Annotated in this window: 5 protein-coding genes; all 5 read left to right on the forward strand. The window is 57.0% G+C overall.

Annotated elements, in window-relative coordinates; translation table 11 throughout:
• Nucleotides 1-343: 343 nt before the first annotated feature.
• The 5 genes from A6X21_RS15040 to A6X21_RS15060 all read left to right on the forward strand — a co-directional run bounded on the left by A6X21_RS15040 (nucleotide 344) and on the right by A6X21_RS15060 (nucleotide 17,513).
• Nucleotides 344-5,881 carry a DEAD/DEAH box helicase gene (locus A6X21_RS15040; protein ID WP_068849271.1) on the forward strand — a complete coding sequence of 1,846 codons (5,538 nt, stop codon included), beginning with the start codon at nucleotides 344-346 and terminating at the stop codon, nucleotides 5,879-5,881.
• 5 nt (nucleotides 5,882-5,886) lie between these two features.
• The gene (locus A6X21_RS15045) at nucleotides 5,887-7,962 is read left to right on the forward strand and encodes a 3'-5' exonuclease (RefSeq protein ID WP_165603817.1); all 2,076 of its coding nucleotides are present in this window, start codon (nucleotides 5,887-5,889) and stop codon (nucleotides 7,960-7,962) included.
• Nucleotides 7,963-7,964: 2 nt separating this feature from the next.
• Nucleotides 7,965-10,814, forward strand: coding sequence for a DUF8741 domain-containing protein (locus A6X21_RS15050; protein ID WP_068849272.1), 2,850 nt, complete (start codon nucleotides 7,965-7,967; stop codon nucleotides 10,812-10,814).
• A gap of 89 nt (nucleotides 10,815-10,903) precedes the next feature.
• Nucleotides 10,904-15,565 carry an Eco57I restriction-modification methylase domain-containing protein gene (locus A6X21_RS25785; protein ID WP_068849274.1) on the forward strand — a complete coding sequence of 1,554 codons (4,662 nt, stop codon included), beginning with the start codon at nucleotides 10,904-10,906 and terminating at the stop codon, nucleotides 15,563-15,565.
• Complete coding sequence (locus tag A6X21_RS15060; RefSeq protein WP_131818357.1) at nucleotides 15,537-17,513, forward strand: hypothetical protein; 1,977 nt, start codon at nucleotides 15,537-15,539, stop codon at nucleotides 17,511-17,513. Before A6X21_RS25785 ends, A6X21_RS15060 begins: the two co-directional genes overlap by 29 nt.
• The last annotated feature ends 19 nt before the right edge of the window (nucleotides 17,514-17,532 follow it).

Raw genomic sequence — 17,532 nt, forward strand, 5'->3', positions numbered from 1 at the left:
ATTGCTTTTCGTATAGTGAACCAGTTACGTTCCAGTGGAATTTGGCCAGAGAATTGCTAGTTTCTTTGGGTCTCTATGAGTATCTCTTAAGGGTGACTTCTTGAATTTGATGGAAGAATTACGATTGCTTCCTACCAATTACTTATGTCACCAAATCTCGAATCTTATATTGCTGAATATGAACTCACTGTACTTGCAACTTTCTTCGCCGCAGAATTCTTGATACAAAATTCTGCATCTCGAGGAGGTCTAAACATTTGAACATCTGCTGGGGTAGGGTCAGGATCAACGGAATAATGGTACGAGGAGGTTGTGTCTTCAGGATACGGAGCTTAAGAGTAGAATGGACGTTTTCAAGCTGCGAGACGATGTGATTCACGACTACGCCGAATACGTGCGTAGTTTTGTTCGCATTCGTGAGCCACGCCTTCGTCGCTTTGTTGACGATAGCCTGACGGATCAAGCACTTTGGCCGCAGCCGCTGATCCAGATGAATCCCAGCTTTGAATCAGGCGGGTGGATCGACGAGCTGGTCGATGCGGGTGTTCTGCACCAGATGTCCAAAGATGTCTTTCGAGTTAAGTCGCAATCTGACCCGCGTGGGATACCAATGCGACTCCACCGACACCAGGTGGATGCCATCCGAGAGGCGCAGGCACGCCGCAATTACGTTCTGACCACTGGGACCGGCTCTGGTAAGAGCCTCGCCTATATTATTCCCATCGTCGATTACGTTCTCCGAAATGGTCGCGGCAAGGGTATCCAGGCCATTGTTGTGTATCCGATGAACGCTTTGTGTAACAGCCAGTATGGGGAACTTGAAAAATTTCTGCGGCTGGGATTCGGAGCGGGGTCTGAACCCGTCCGCTTCGAGCGCTACACAGGCCAGGAAACACGCGAGAAGCGAGAGGAGATCACTAGAAACCCTCCGGACATCCTGTTGACCAACTATGTCATGTTGGAATTGCTGCTAACTCGCCCATTCGAACAGGCGCTCGTCAGTTCCGCCCACAATCTCAGTTTTCTTGTCCTGGATGAACTGCATACCTATCGGGGTCGACAGGGCGCGGATGTCGCATTGCTTGTCCGTCGCGTTCGTGAAGCCTGCCACGCAACATCACTTCTCTGTGTTGGCACTTCGGCCACGATGGCAAGCGGCGGGACAATCAACGAGCAGCGTCTTGAAATCGCCTCGGTCGCTTCTCGATTGTTCGGAACAGAGGTACTACCCAGCTCGATCATCGGCGAGACCCTTACCCGTGAGACCGTCGAGGTGGATTTCAGCGATCCGCGGGTCGTCACTCGCCTGCGGCTTGATGTTACCGAAACAGACGGCTTCCCAACGAACTACGATGAGTTCATACGGAAACCGATCGCAAGCTGGCTGGAAGACTGCCTTGGCCTGACTCGCGAGAACGGTACGAATCGACTCGTTCGTGCCCGTCCGCGACCGATTCAAGGGCCGAGTGGTGCCGCGAAACAGCTATCCGATTTGGTGGGAATGACAGTCAAGGAATGCGAAGACGCCATCGAACGCTGGCTGCTGGCGGGGTGCAATTGTCATCCCCACCCCGAGACCAAGCGGCAGCCTTTTGCATTTCGGCTCCATCAGTTCATCAGTCGCGGCGATGCTGTGTTTGCATCGTTGGAGGAGAATGACCATCGGTACTTATCGCTCAGCGGACAACAATTCGTACCGAACAGTGATCGAAAAAAGATCCTTCTTCCATTGGCTTTCTGCCGAGAGTGTGGCGCGGAATACTATTCCGTCTGGAAATCAACTGATGTAGGTACTGGCCGGGTTCATTTCCGGCCCCGTGACCTGAATGACCGGGTCGAAGATCCCGCCGAAGGCGAGGCGGGCTTTCTCTATCGTGATCCAGAGAAGCCTTGGCCAGACGATCCAGATGAGATTGTCCAGCAGCTCCCGGATGATTGGCTGGAGGAGCATCGCGGTCGGCAACGCGTTCGAAGCAACCTCCGCGATGACGTTCCGAAACCCATCGTGATTGGCCCTGATGGAACCGTCGACGCACAGGGATTAATCTACTCTTATACGAGCACGCCGTTTCGTTTTTGTCAGAATTGTGGTGTTTCTTACCGCGTTCGAACTGGAGCATCTGATTACGGACAACTGGCCACGCTCGCGAGCGGGGGACGTAGCACGGCCACGACCATCCTTAGCTTGTCGAGTGTCCGCCTGCTGCGGAACGAGCCAACGCTTCAGGATTTCGCACGAAAGCTCCTGAGCTTCACAGACAATCGGCAGGACGCATCGCTTCAGGCTGGTCACTTCAACGATTTCGTGGAAGTCAGCCTGCTGCGGTCGGCGCTCTACAAGGCCGTTGCGGCGGCGGGCGACGCTGGGATTCCGCACGATGAACTGACTCAACGCGTCTTCAAGGCACTGAACCTGCCGTTCGAACTCTTTGCCCGCGAGCCAGGCGTCCAGTTTGCCCAGCGAGCCGATACGGAACGAGCCTTCCGAAATGTTCTTGGGTACCGCCTCTACCGAGACCAGAAACGCGGATGGCGAGTGACGTCTCCGAATCTCGAACAGTGCGGGTTGCTGCGAATCGAGTATCCGTCGTTGATGGATCTTTGCAGGGCAGAAGAGTTCTGGAGTGGAACTCACGCGGCCCTGACAACTGCTACTCCGCACACCCGTGAGCGTATCGCGAAAGCCCTACTCGACTACCTTCGTCGCGAGCTGGCTATTGATGTCGACTATCTGACCACGGAGTTCTTTGAACGGTTGCAGCAGCAAAGTTCGCAGCGACTCCGGGAACCGTGGGCCATCGACGAGCAGGAGCGGCCAGAAGTGGCTGCGGCTGTATTCCCACGTGGCCGACGCACCCATGATCGTCAGTTCTACACATACGTGTCGGGGAGGAGCGGATTCGGGATTTTTCTCGGTCGACCAAGCACCCTTCCAGAATTTGATCGCTCACAGGGAAAGCTGAAGCTCACTGATAAAGATTTAATCATTCAGGATTTGTTCCGGGTACTCGCCAACGCGGGCTACATCGTCCAGATCGTTGACCCCATCGATGACGACCTTCCGGGTTACCAGCTCTCCGCATCGGCCATGAATTGGGTCGTTGCCGATGGGACAGTCGCATTTCACGATCCGATCCGGGTTCCCAATCCTCCACAGGATGGTGGCCAGACTAACGAGTTCTTTGTCAATTTCTACAAGACCGTGGCTAACGATCTCCGTGGACTGGAGGCGCGGGAGCATACGGCACAGGTTCCTTATGAAGAACGCGAACGGCGGGAACAGGACTTTGGATCAGCAAAACTCCCCGTCCTGTATTGCTCACCAACGATGGAACTGGGCGTCGACATTCGCCAATTGAATGTCGTCAACATGCGAAATGTCCCACCCACACCCGCGAACTACGCGCAACGCAGCGGTCGAGCGGGCCGAAGTGGACAACCGGCATTTGTCCTAACCTATTGCACGTCAGGCAGTTCCCATGATCAGTATTTCTTCCGTCAGCCCGAGCGGATGGTGGCCGGTGCCGTCAGCCCTCCTCGACTGGATTTGGCAAACGAAGACCTGGTCAGGGCACACGTTCACGCGATCTGGCTGGCAGAAACCGGTGAATGGCTCGGAAACTCTCTGACGGACCTGTTGGACGTCGAAGGTGCAAACCCTTCGCTGACAATGCTGCCCAGCAAGGTTGCTGGACTATCGAAGAAGTCTGCCACCGAATCCGCTCGAGCGAAGGCGACTGCCGTTCTGCGAACCATTTCTGAAGAACTAGGGACCTCCCCCTGGTTCACCAGCGAGTGGCTGAAACAGACACTCGATCACTCCCTGCATGCTTTCGAAGATGCCTGCCAGCGGTGGCGAAGCCTGTTCCGGGCAGCGAAAGATCAGTTCGAACGGCAAAACGTTATCATCGGTGACGTGGCGATGCGATCTCAGTGGGATGAGGCCCGACGCCTGCGGCGCGAAGCCGAAGCCCAGATCGATTTGCTGACGGATTCGCAGAGCGTGATTCAGTCCGACTTTTACAGTTACCGGTATTTCGCCAGTGAGGGCTTCCTGCCTGGATATAACTTCCCTCGTTTGCCGCTCTCCGCTTACATCCCTGCACGCCGCAAGACCAAAGGTCAGGACGAATTTCTGTCCCGCCCGCGTTTCCTCGCCATTTCGGAATTCGGCCCTCGGAGCATCATTTACCACGAAGGCTCTCGCTACATTGTCAACAAAGTGATTCTCCCCATCGCCGATGGTGATGTGCCCCTCACGGGTTCCGCCAAGCAGTGTGAAGACTGCGGATATATGCGAGAGTTGAATTGGGGTGAAGCCGGGCCAGATCGCTGCGAGAACTGCCATAGTTACCGTCTCGCCAGAATCGATTCACTGCTTCGCCTCCAGAACGTCGCGACGAAGAGGCGCGATCGAATCAATTCCGATGAAGAAGAGCGAGTCCGGATGGGGTACGAATTGCGAACCGGCCTGCGTTTCAAGGAGGTGGGCGGACTCGCGTATTACCAGGTTGCAGAAGTGAGCGGCTCGTCCTCGTCGATTTGCACTCTCACTTATGGGGACGCTGCGACGATTTGGCGAATCAACCTAGGTTGGCGAAGGCGAGCCAACCGGGATCAGCATGGATTCGTTCTGGATGTCGAGAAAGGATACTGGCAACGGTCGGATCAACTTCCAGACGATGAAGATCCCGCCGATCCGTTGGGAGCACGAACGCAGCGTGTCGTTCCTTACGTGGAAGATCGTCGAAACTGCCTGATTCTCGAACCGGCGACACAACTCTCAACCGACGAGATGGCGTCATTGCAAGCCGCCCTGAAGAAGGCCATCCAGACAATCTACCAACTGGAAGACAATGAATTGGCAGCCGAACCCCTCCCGTCGGTCAACGACCGGAAGCGAATTCTGTTCTTCGAGTCTGCTGAAGGTGGCGCTGGCGTCTTGCGTCGAATCCTGGAAAGCGGTGATTCCTTGGCACTGATTGCGGAAGAAGCTCTCCGCCTTTGCCATTTTGACCCCACAACGGGAAATGACTTGCGACGCGCATCCGGAGCGACGGAAGACTGTGAAGCCGCGTGCTACGACTGCCTCATGAGCTACTCCAATCAACGTGATCATGAACTCCTAGATCGCAAGAAAATCCGCGACTTCCTGCTCGAAATGACAAAAAGCCGCGTCAAGGCCTCTCCGGGAATCAAAGCATTCAGCGCTCACCTGGATACGTTGAAGTCTCAATGCGATAGCCATCTGGAAAAGTCGTGGCTGGATTACCTGGTGTCTCGTGATTTACGTCTTCCGTCCTGCGCGCAGAAGTTCTACGACCAATGTGCGACCCGACCCGACTTCGTATATGAGAAGCATCACACGGTGATCTATGTCGATGGACCACCCCATGACTTTTCGGATCGGCAACAGCGTGATCGGGAGAAGACAGCCGCAATGGAAGACCTTGGTCTGACAGTCTTGCGGTTTCATCACGAGGCTCAGTGGAATGAGATTCTCGCTGCCCACCCGCACATCTTCGGAGTTATTCGCGAAGCCACGTCTTCTCCTGAACCGGCTGCTGCGTTGACGGGTGATTTATTGGACCTCAAACTGTTCCCCGGCGATTGGCATCCCATCGTCCAAGAGCTTTCTGGTCGTGACGGCTTGATTATTGAGCCCGGTGGTGATGTCGCCACGGGCGGACGGGTCTTGGGGGCTTACGTTCTCGACATCGCGAAAAATGATCAGCGATTGTGGGTGATCGATGGTCGAGAACAAGCGGGCAACACGCTCTTGGAGGCAATTGCAGCGCAGGGCTATGCAGCACTGTCGATTGATCCCACCGAATCGTCGGCAATGGAGAAGATTCTTTCGAAGCTCGGAGGTTTTGGATGATCGCCGTGAGCATCGCAAAGACCTTCTCGGCTTCCACAAAGAAGTTGAGCACTGCTGACCGTGGCCGTGTCCTCGACTTTCTGACGAAGTTCATGGATGACCCGAGCAGCCCAGGACTAAATTTCGAGACGATTCAAGGTGCCAAAGATGGCAACATGAAGTCGGCTCGAATTACGCAAGACCTGCGCACGATACTTCATCAAAGCAATGGCATGTTGACGCTCCTGTATGCGGGCCACCACGAAGATGCGTACCGCTGGGCCGAGCGTCGCAGGATGGAGAATCATCCTGTCACCGGAACGCTCCAGATCGTTGAAACTGCCCAGGCGGCGCAGTATGAGGTGACTGAAGCGGACCTGACGTCCAATTCCACCAGGATCTTCGCGGGTTACGAAAATGGCTACTTGCTGAGCCTTGGCGTCCCCACGGATTGGCTCACCATCATCCGACAGATTCAAAACGATGACCAGTTGTTGGCGGTTTGTCAGAAGCTGCCTGAAGAAGTCGCCGAAAGGCTGGTAACGCTCTCGACGGGTGAACTGGTCACGCCACCGCCCCCAGTCCCGGCCTCCGCGCCTGTTGAACAGAGTCCAGACAACTTGCGACGGTTCTGGATCGTCCAGGATGCAGCCGATCTGGCCAGCGTACTGGATCGTCCGATCGAGGACTGGGTGCGTTTTCTGCATCCGTCTCAACGCTTGCTGGTGATCCAGGAATTCAATGGACCTGCCAAAGTCTCTGGTGCTGCCGGTACGGGTAAGACCGTCGTCGGAATGCACCGAGCCCGCAGACTGGCTTCGCAAGGCAAGCGCGTGCTGCTCACCTCGTTCGTGACAACGCTTTGCCGGAACATCGAACGGAACATCCACATCCTCTGCGCCGGAACTCAAAACGCGTTTGACGGGTCGACGGAAAGCCGAGTCACGGTCAGTACCGTCCATAGGCAGGCACTAGCCCTCGCGAAAGCGACCCATCCGAAGCTCAGGCCCCTGGAATCGGACAAGATCGAAGCGCTGGTCAATCGGCATCACAGTCATGGGGGATACCTGTTCGACTCAGGATTCCTCGTCACAGAGTGGAATGCCGTGGTCGAACCGCAGGGCATCACGACCTGGGAGGAGTATCGGGATGCCGTTCGTACCGGTCGCGGAAAACCGTTGACGATCAAACAGCGCAAGGAGTGCTGGAAGGTATTTGCACGCATTTGGGAAGACCTCATGGCGGCCTATGCGTATCCGTGGTCAGCGATTTGTCGCATCGCACGCGAAGCCGTGGAATCTGGAAACGTGGAAAGCCCGTTTGATGCGGTGATTGTCGATGAGGTTCAGGACCTTCAACCGCAAGAGCTTCGGTTCTTGAAGGCGCTCTCCGCACAGAATCCGGGTGACTTCATGCTGCTAGGAGACTCCGGACAGCGCATCTATCCGGGGGGATTCAGCCTGAAGAAGCTCGGAATCGATGTTCGCGGACGGTCCCACATCCTGCGAATCAATTACCGCACCACGGAGCAAATCCGCCGATTTGCCGATGGCTTGCTGGCCACCACGTCCAATGACTTCGATGACGGTGCGGAAGACCGGCGATCTCAGAGTCTGCTGAATGGCCCCAGACCCACGATCAGAGAGTTTCCCAACGAAGCCGAGCAAGCCAAGTTCGTGCTTGATCAGGTTCGCTTGTTGCTCGAACAGGGAATTTCGCCGCGAGAAATCGCTGTTTTCGCCCGGTCGAGCAATCGGTTGAAATCCATCCGTGACATCCTGACGGATGCGAAGCTGGAGATTGCCCCGCTGAACGACGAAGAAGATTTGTCAGAAGTCAGGGGCATCAATCTCGGCACGATGCACCGGGCCAAGGGGCTGGAGTTCAAAGTTGTCTTCGTCATCGACTGTAACCAGGGGGTCGTCCCACATGCCTTCACCTTGTCCAAGATGCGGGATCAAGGGGACTATGACGCCGCGTACGAGCGGGAAAGACAACTTCTGTACGTCGCGATTACGCGTGCGCGTGATGAAGTGTTTGTCACGTCCGTCGGCAAGCCATCTGAGTTCCTGACGAGCCAACCCGGAAACACGAGAGGCTAACAATGAGTTTTTCCGTCGGAACATTGGTGAAGGCTCGCGGACGCGAATGGGTCGTCCTGCCCGAGTCACAGGATGATTTTCTGGTCGTTCGCCCACTCGGGGGAACCGATGCGGAAGTCGCCGGGATCGATACTCATTTGGAGTCGGTCGACCCGGCGAGCTTCGACCTTCCCGACCCGACACGGCTGGGTGATTTTCAATCGTGTCGCATGCTGCGGAATGCGATCCGCTTCGGATTCCGTTCCAGTGCCGGGCCGTTTCGATCATTCGGCAAGATTGCCGTCGAGCCGAGACCCTATCAACTGGTGCCACTCTTGATGGCGCTGAAGCTCGATCCCGTGCGGCTCCTGATCGCTGACGACGTCGGTATCGGGAAAACCGTGGAGGCATTGTTGATTGCTCGGGAACTCCTGGATCGGGCCGAGGTCCAGCGTATGTCAGTGTTGTGTCCACCACACCTTGCAGAACAGTGGCAGGACGAACTCCGCGACAAGTTTCACATCGAGGCCGAACTCGTCCTCTCCAGCACGGCGAAACGCCTCGATCGGGTCTGCGGCAACCGATCCGTCTTCGATGTGTTTCCCTACACGATTGTTTCTCTCGACTACATCAAGAGTGAATCGCGCCGTAACGATTTCATCCGTGCCTGTCCTGAACTGGTGATCGTTGATGAGGCACATATCTGTACGTCATCCGCCCAACCAGGGCGGGGTGGCACACGGCAGCAGCGCCACGAAGTCGTGAGGGAGCTTTCCAAGAGTCCGAATCGGCACATGCTCCTCGTCACGGCGACACCCCACTCGGGCAATGAAGAGGGCTTCCGCTCACTCTTGGCATTGCTTAATCCCGAGTTTGCCGAACTTCCCACAGACCTCTCCGGTGACGAGAACCGCCGACAACGCGAACGTCTCGCCCAGTATTTCGTGCAGCGACGTCGCGGTGACATCAGGCACTACCTGGAATCGGACACTTCGTTTCCTGATCGCCTGGAGCAGGAGCAGACCTATAAGCTCGGCACATCAGAGTACCGAAAGCTGTTCGACCGCCTGCTGAGCTATGCTCGCGAAGTCGTGCTGGAATCGGAGGGAATGTCCCGAGTGCGGCAACGTGTTCGCTGGTGGGCGGCGCTGGCATTGTTACGGGCACTGGCCAGCAGTCCGGCCGCTGCGGCTGCGACCCTGCGGAGCAAGCTCCAGTCTATTGCAGCGGAATCACCGGATGAGGTTGATGACATCAGTCGCCCGCTCGTCTTCGATGATGACGCCGAAGACTCCGCCGACGCCCCGGACATCACGGCGGGTGCGGACCTGGCTGACCTCGAAGAGAATGAATCGGACGCTGCCAAGGAGCGGAAGCGATTGCTCGACATGGCGCGTGCGGCCGACAAGCTCGAAGGCGACGGCGACCCCAAACTCGTTCAGATGGTGCCGATCGTCAAAAAGCTCGTCTCCGAGGGGCACCGACCGATTTTGTTCTGTCGTTTCATCGCCACAGCTGAGTACCTCGCCGAGCAGCTTCGCCAGCGGCTCCCGAAAGGGGTCACGGTGATCGCCGTCACCGGACAGATCCCACCCTCAGAGCGTGAGGCCCGCATTCAAGAGATGCGGAATCACGAACAGTACGTCCTGGTCTGCACCGATTGCCTGTCCGAAGGGATCAACCTCCAGCATCTGTTCGACTCGGTCATCCATTACGACTTGAGCTGGAACCCCACCCGACACGAACAGCGAGAAGGACGTGTCGATCGCTTCGGCCAGCCCAAGCCCGAAGTCAAAGTGCTGACCTATTACGGCACCGACAATCAGATTGACGGAGTCGTCCTGGAAGTCCTCATTCGCAAGCATAAGGCGATTCGCAAAGCCCTGGGCGTTTCGGTCCCCGTGCCGACAACCAGCAACGCTGTGCTGGAAGCGTTGTATGAGGGGTTGCTGCTGCGGCGCAAAGATACTCAGCAGCAGATGTTTCAGTTCCCGGATGATGACGAACTGAAGCCGATGACCAATGAGTTCAACGCCGAATGGCAGAACGCGGCGGATCGCGAGAAGAAGAGCCGCTCACTGTTCGCCCAGCACACGATCAAGCCCGACGAAGTCGCCCACGAAGTGGCCCAGATTCAGTCTGCGATTGGCTCGGCTGCGGACGTCGATGCCTTTGTCACATCGAGCGTCAAGGCGTTTCGAGGGGTGCTCACCCGCCAAGGGGGCCGATGCGACATCGACCTGACGGAAGCCCCCCGCGCCGTGCGGGAATCGATCCGCTCCACACCGAAGTTCGCAGGCCGCTTCCAGCTTCCGGTCTCCAACGATGAGCTGTATCTCTCGCGAACGCACCCTGTGATCGAGGGCCTCGCAACCTACGTGATGGATTCAGCGCTGGATGCCACCTCGGTCACCGACGGACCGGTCCCGGCGGCCCGATGCGGTGTCATTCGCACCAAGGCAGTCAGCACCCGGACGACGTTGCTGCTGCTTCGGCTGCGGTATCACATCATCACTACGCGCGGTGAAGAGTCGACTCCCTTGCTCGCGGAAGACACACTGATCGTCGGCTTCCGCCGTGCCCCCTCCGCTGCGGAATGGTTGTCGCCCGCTGAGGCGGAATCGCTGCTCCTGGCCACTCCCGATGACAACGTCACCGATGACGTGGCTCGCAACTTCGTTCAGAAGGTGATCGATGAAGTCAGCCACTTGAGGCCCCATCTCGATGAAGTCGCCGAGGCGCACGGGAAGGAACTGCTCGACGCTCACCAGCGTGTGCGGACCGCCTCCCGCCGTGTCGGCGTGAAGTACAGCATCGAGCCGCAACTGCCGCCGGACGTTCTGGGGCTGTATGTGTACCTGCCGGTGATGTAACGGCTCGCCTCACCCTCTGTCAGGGAGACAGGGTGAGGTCAGAGGAAACAAGTACGGAGACGTGTTGATGTTCGACCAGAAAGACGCTCGTGCGAACTCGTACCCGCAATCCATTCACGACGGTCTCCACGGCTGGGCTGCTGCTCCCGGTCGATCTGCTCGCGCGCATTGTCGACGGCGATCCCAATCTGCCGGGCCTCACCCCCAAGGATTACCACCTGCGCTCGGGCGAACGGCTCAATGAAGCGGCCAGCCGGGCCTGGAATGAATCCCTCGCAGCCTGGAAGTCGTTTCGCAAGAAGTTCGCCGCGCTTCCGGCCTCGGATACCGGCACCACGCTCACGCGCGATGAATGGCTGTTGCCGCTCTTTCAGGAACTCGGCTACGGGCGTCTGCAACCCAAACGGGCCATCGTCATCGACGGCAAGGAATACCCGATCAGCCACGGCTGGGAAGATCACGTCCCGATCCACCTGCTGTCGGCTCGCTATTCCATCGACCGCCGCACGCCGGGAGCCGCCGGTGCAGCCACCCGTGCCCCGTACAGCCTGCTTCAGGAGCTGCTCAACCGCAGCGGCCAGCATCGCTGGGGATTTGTCACCAACGGTCTCAAGCTCTACCTGCTGCACGATAACGCCGCCCTCGCACGGGCCGCGAATGTCGAATTTGACCTCGAAGCGATGATGGACGGCGAACTCTACGCCGACTTCATGCTGCTGTTCCTGCTTTGCCATCAGTCCCGCGTCGAGATTCAGCCCACGCCGATTGCCAAAGTCACCCTGGATCGGAAGACGGGCAAGGCCAAGAAGGCTAAGGCCACCAGTCAGAAGAAGCTGGTCACCGACGACGATGCCGAAACCGCTGATGGCGACGACTCAGTCGATGCAGAAGAAGAAAAGACCCGGCTCGGTCCGGAGAACTGCTGGCTGGAGCGGTGGGCCAATCAGGCCGATCAGCAAGGCACCCGTGCCCGCGACAAACTGCGTGATGGCGTCGAAGCGGCGATCAAGTCCCTCGGGGCCGGGTTTCTGACCACCAAGGGGAATCAGGACCTTCGTGAGCGGATGCGGACCGGCGAACTGTCCACCCAGGACTATTACCGCCAGCTGCTCCGCGTCGTCTATCGACTGCTGATGCTGCTCGTTGCCGAGGAGAAGAAGACCGAGAACGGGGCCAATCTCTTTCATCCGCCCGGCACTCCGCCCGAAGTCAGCGACCGTTACGCCCGCTTCTACTCCGTCAGCCGCATTCGCACGCTGGCCTATGAGCGGCGCGGCACCGCCCACACCGACCTATACGAATCGCTCAAGGTGATGTTCCTCAAGCTGCGCGAGGGGTACGCCCCGCTGGGCATTCCCGGCATGGGTTCGTTCCTTTTCTCGGACGACTCCACGCCCGATCTGGACAATGCCTTCCTCACCAATCAGGACTTGCTCGATGCTTTCCGGCATCTTTGTTACACGGAAGACACTTCCGGGCGCGGCGGCAGCATTCGCCGTCCAGTCGACTTCGGCAGCCTCGGCAGCGATGAACTCGGCAGCGTGTACGAATCGCTGCTCGAACTGCATCCCAAGATCGACACCGACGAGGGGCCGTTCACCCTCGGCACGGCCTCCGGCAACGAACGCAAAACCACCGGCAGCTACTACACCCCGACTTCGCTCATCAACTGCCTGCTCGATTCGGCCCTCGATCCGGTCGTTCACGCCGCCATTGATGTTCCTGATCGTGCCGAGGCCGAACGCAAACTGCTCAATCTAAAGGTCTGCGACCCGGCGTGCGGCAGCGGACACTTCCTGATCGCGGCGGCCGAGCGGATGGCGATGCACCTGGCCCGGCTGCGGACCGGCGATGACGAGCCGAACACGCTCGATGTTCAGCACGCCAAGCGCGACATCATCGGCCGCTGCATTTACGGCGTCGACATCAACCCGATGGCCGTCGAACTGTGCAAGGTCGCCCTCTGGATGGAAGCGATGGAGCCGGGGAAGCCGTTCTCATACCTCGACCATCACATCCAGTGCGGCAACAGCCTGCTCGGCACCACACCCGCGCTGCTCGCCAAGGGCATCCCCGATGATGCCTACACTGCGATTGAAGGGGATGTGAAGTCCCGTGTCAGCGAACTGAAGAAGCAGAACAAGAAAGAGCGAACATTCCGCGAACAGGGAGGCCGCGAGCTGCTGGAGCCGCCACTAAAGCTCGGCAATCTCTCGTCCGAATTCGTGAGATTGAATATCCTGAATGACGATTCGATTAGCGACATCCGCTCAATGCAAGAACGGTATACCGCTCTCGTACGCGGAGCCGACTACCAAAACGCTCGACTGCTGGCCGATACGTGGTGCGCGGCATTCGTCTGGAAGAAGGACGACTCCGATCTCGGCAAGCTCTGCCCCACCGAGCGAGACTTCCGCAAGGTCGAATCACACGCCGCCGCTGGCCTATTGCCGCACGTCCGCGACGAAGTCGAACGCCTGCGGGACGAATACCATTTCTTTCATTGGCACCTCGCTTACCCGGACGTTTTCTGCATGCCGAGGAAGGGTGAGACACCTGATAACGAGCAAACCGGCTGGGACGGTGGGTTCGACGTAACGCTCGGAAATCCACCGTGGGAGCGACTGAAGATTCAGGAGAAGGAATGGTTTGCAGAACGTGCTCCAGACGTGGCGAACGCGCGCAATTCATCGATCCGTGAAAAACTGATCCGAGAGCTCCGGGAGAAAGACGTCCGGATGCTCCAAGAGTATCAAGATGCACGCCGTCACGCTGAAGGCGAGGGTCATATGGCCCGTAATACCGGACGATTTCCGCTATGCGGTCGCGGCGACGTGAATACATACAGCATTTTCGCTGAACTCAATCGGAGCAATACGGGACTTCACGGGAGGGTCGGCTGCATCGTTCCATCGGGAATTGCTACGGACAGCACGACTCAATACTTCATTCGCGACCTAATTGACTCTCGGTTGCTAGTGAGCCTATTCGACTTCGAAAACAGGCAGAAACTGTTCCCATCCGTAGATAGCCGTCTCAAGTTTTGTCTTCTCACTATGGCGGGATCGAGTCGACCAGCAGGCAGTCTGTTCGAGTTTGCATTCTACGCGTATTCAGCGAGTGATCTCACAGATGGAGAGCGACGCTTTACGTTGAGCAAGTCTGACTTCGCACAGATCAATCCAAACACACGCACATGCCCTATCTTCCGAAGCCGACACGATGCGGAAGTTGCCAAGGCAATACACAGGCGAGTTCCACTCATGGTCGTGGAAGGAGACGCTGAAAGGAATCCTTGGGGGTTTCAGTTTCTCGAAGCAATGCACGCATCTCACGACTCCGCCCACTTGATCGAGTCCGGAAATGCAGATGCCGACTTGCTGCGTTTTTACGAAGCAAAGCTCATTCACCACTATGACCATCGATGGGCAACCTATTCAGACTCCGAGATTACAGTCCTAGACCGCAATGATCCATCTGCCTTGGCCAGGACTCGATGGATGGTCCAAGAGAATAAGGCACTTCAAAAGATCTTGGGACGTGGATGGACTCATGACTGGCGACTCGCTTGGCGCGACATCACAAACAGCACAAATGAGCGAACACTGATTGGGGCAATTCTCCCGAGAGTAGCTTTAAGCAATAAGCTGCCGATGTCCACGCTTGATCGTCCGGATCTCGCGCATTGTCTAATCGGTTGTTGGTCAGCTTTTGTACTTGACTTTGTTGCGCGTCAAAAAGTGGCGGGCACCGCCATGACCGTACATTATCTCAAACAGTTTCCCGTGCTCCATCCAGGTGATTATGAGAAACAACATTCCACTTTTTTTCCAAATCTTAGCGAATGGACAAAACAGCGTGTTCTTGAGCTGACCTATACCGCTTGGGACCTGGAACCGTTCGCACAGGACTGCGGGTACGACGGGCCGCCGTTCCGCTGGGACGAAGAGCGTCGCTTCCAGCTCCGGGCGGAACTCGATGCCGCGTTCTTCCACCTCTACCTCCCCAGCGATCCCCAGGGCGACTGGCTCCCCGCTGCCAACGAGTCTTCGGACGACCTCGCCCGGCTCAAGGAGAGTTTCCTCCAGCCCCGCTACGCCGTTTCCTACATCATGGACACCTTCCCCATCGTCCGCCGCAAAGACATCGCCAAACACGGCAGTTACCACACCAAGGACACGATTCTCAAAATCTACGACGCCATGCAGACCGCCATCCGCACCGGCATCCCCTACCAGACCCTACTCGATCCACCGCCCGCCGATCCACGTGTCGCACATCCAGACAGACGCAATGCGATATCGACTCCAAGCCGCAAACGCCTGGCGCAGGGCGAGCGAATTCTGCTGCTCAAATTGCTGCTTGAGCAATCAACCAACGCCCTTGATCGTGACAGGTTAGAGAGGGGAATTGTACTGGCACTGACAAAGACTGCTCACGAACGGATTGCGAACAATCAGCCTGTCACCAGTGGAAGTGCGTCGATGGTTGCAACCCGACATTTCTGGCCCGGCCTCGATGGTCAGCTATCAGCCCTGGTCAAGAACGGTGTGATCGAGACGGGGCTTTCTGATGGGCGAACCGTGTTCTCGCTTAAAGATTCCTCGCACCTCGATTCTCCATTGGCGGCACATTACCGGTCGTTGGTCGTGGATGCTCTACGTTGGTCTGGCCGTCTTGAAGATCAGCGTGACTTGAACCGATTTCTCACGGAGAATGAGCGTGAAGAACTTGACTCTATTCTCAAATGAACCAGATCCACTAATTGTCGATCCCAGCCGCCCAGCCCCCGTGCTTTGGGTTCGACAACTGGTCATTCTTGAATCGCTTGCGTCTGATGCTCGCGTCATCAGACGCATTGAGTTTCGGCGCGGACTCAACATCATCAACACCGCCATCCATCCCGGAGATGATACGGCAACAGTCGGTCATAGCGTCGGAAAGACCCTCTTGCTGCGATTGATTCGTTATTGTCTGGGCGAGCGCAACTTCGGTAGCCCCGCCGTCCGGCAAGCCATTGCTGAGCGATTCCACAAGGGATACGTGCTCGCTGATGTCGCTGTCGCCGGGGTTCCGTGGGTTGTTGCTCGCCCGATAGGAATCGATACCGCAACCCACTCTTCATTCACGATGCCGGAAGCCACGATTGATTCCTTCTTGAACACCACGACTCGTCGAGAGCGTTTTTCAGCTTTTTCCGAGGAACTTCGGCGACAAATTGTGCAGCCACTCGGAAGTGCCAAGCTGCCTCGCGCGGATCGTACCATTGAATGGCTTGATGTCCTCCCTTGGCTGTCTCGCGATCAAGCGTGCCGTCACCGGTCCCACACCGAGTGGCGTCCTCCCGGACCGGACAGCCACGGACTAAAGATAGAAGACTGCCATGTCGTGATTCGCACGTTTATGGACTTGCTCTCCCCCGAGGATACTGGACTCATCGTAAACCATAAGCAACTCTTGAGACGTCGTGGCCGACTCCTTCACACGATTGAAACCGAACGGAGCGTGCTCGCCCGCAGGCAAGCGGAACTCGTCGGCGCATTGGAGATAAAGGACGTAAGCTCCGAATACGAACTGTTCGCCGCTGCTGCCGAAGCGAATGCTCGTGACAAGAAGGATTCTCTGGAACGCTTTCTTGATGATGAAATCAAAAAGTCCCCACTGCCTGAGGTTGAGTCTCAGTATTCAGATGTTGTCAAGGAAATTGGCGCTCTCGACCAGGTTCTCAAATCGCTGCGTGAGAATGAAAGGGCGACAGAGAATCAGATTCTTCAGCTTGAGCGAGCATCGACGGAAAGCATATTGCTGCAACTGGCCGAACAGGGCGAGTGGTGTCATCTATTCGACACGAAAACAGAAGCAGTCGCACACGGTTGCCCAGGCACCAATTCTGATCGCCAAGGAATTGACGATCCTCACAGAGAGAGAAAACTGCGAGACTTGCGTCAGGACTTGGCGAATGTGCGAACCCAGATTGGAGAAGAATCAGAGCGGCTGACATTAAAGCAGATTGAGTCCGAGCGATTACGAAATGAAGTCCAGAAGGAGCAGGCCCGTGTGGAGAAGTTGCGAGGTCCGCTTCGCCAACGCATTGAGCGATACGCGTTACTGGAAGAGGCAGCGAAAGCCTATGGTAATCAGAGTGCCGAGTTGCACCGTCTGATCGATTCGGGCCGAGAGTTGAAAGCCGACGTCGATAACTCGTTGCAAGATCGGAAAAATGCCGATGCACGCTTCCGTTTGCATCTCAATACCATCACGAATTGCTTTCGCAATGTTCTCGGCGATTTGCTTGGTCATTCAGTCGAAGCCAGGATTGAACTGAATGCTCAGGGAATCTTCCCGCGCCCTGCGAATACGGAGGGAATTCGTGGGGCCGCCATCGGTACCTCAACAACGGTGCTCGGGTTTGATCTTGCGTGTCTTGCAGCAAGCATCTGTGGAGTCGGTCACCATCCACGTTTTCTGCTTCATGACAGCCCACGGGAAGCTGACATGGAAGAGCCTATGTATCACAGGCTCTTTCGACTTGTTCGCAGTTTGGAAAGTCTCTTCGGTGAACGGCTCCCGTCCTTCCAATACATCGTCACAACCACCACCCCGCCACCCAGCGAGCTTGCAGGAACGGACTCTCCGTTTGTTCGCTTGACGCTCGACAAGCGAAGGCCCGACGGGCTCTTATTGAACGAGACATTCTGAAGGGCGCAAAGGGAATGCG

Origin of the sequence: Planctopirus hydrillae, from assembly GCF_001707835.1 — a bacterium.
Taxonomy (GTDB): Bacteria; Planctomycetota; Planctomycetia; order Planctomycetales; family Planctomycetaceae; genus Planctopirus; species Planctopirus hydrillae.

Bases quoted from the DNA above. Each gene is read 5' to 3' on its own strand.
- A6X21_RS15040 (WP_068849271.1), top strand. From the start codon at position 344: ATGGACGTTTTCAAGCTGCGAGACGATGTGATTCACGACTACGCCGAA.
- A6X21_RS15050 (WP_068849272.1), top strand. From the start codon at position 7,965: ATGAGTTTTTCCGTCGGAACATTGGTGAAGGCTCGCGGACGCGAATGG.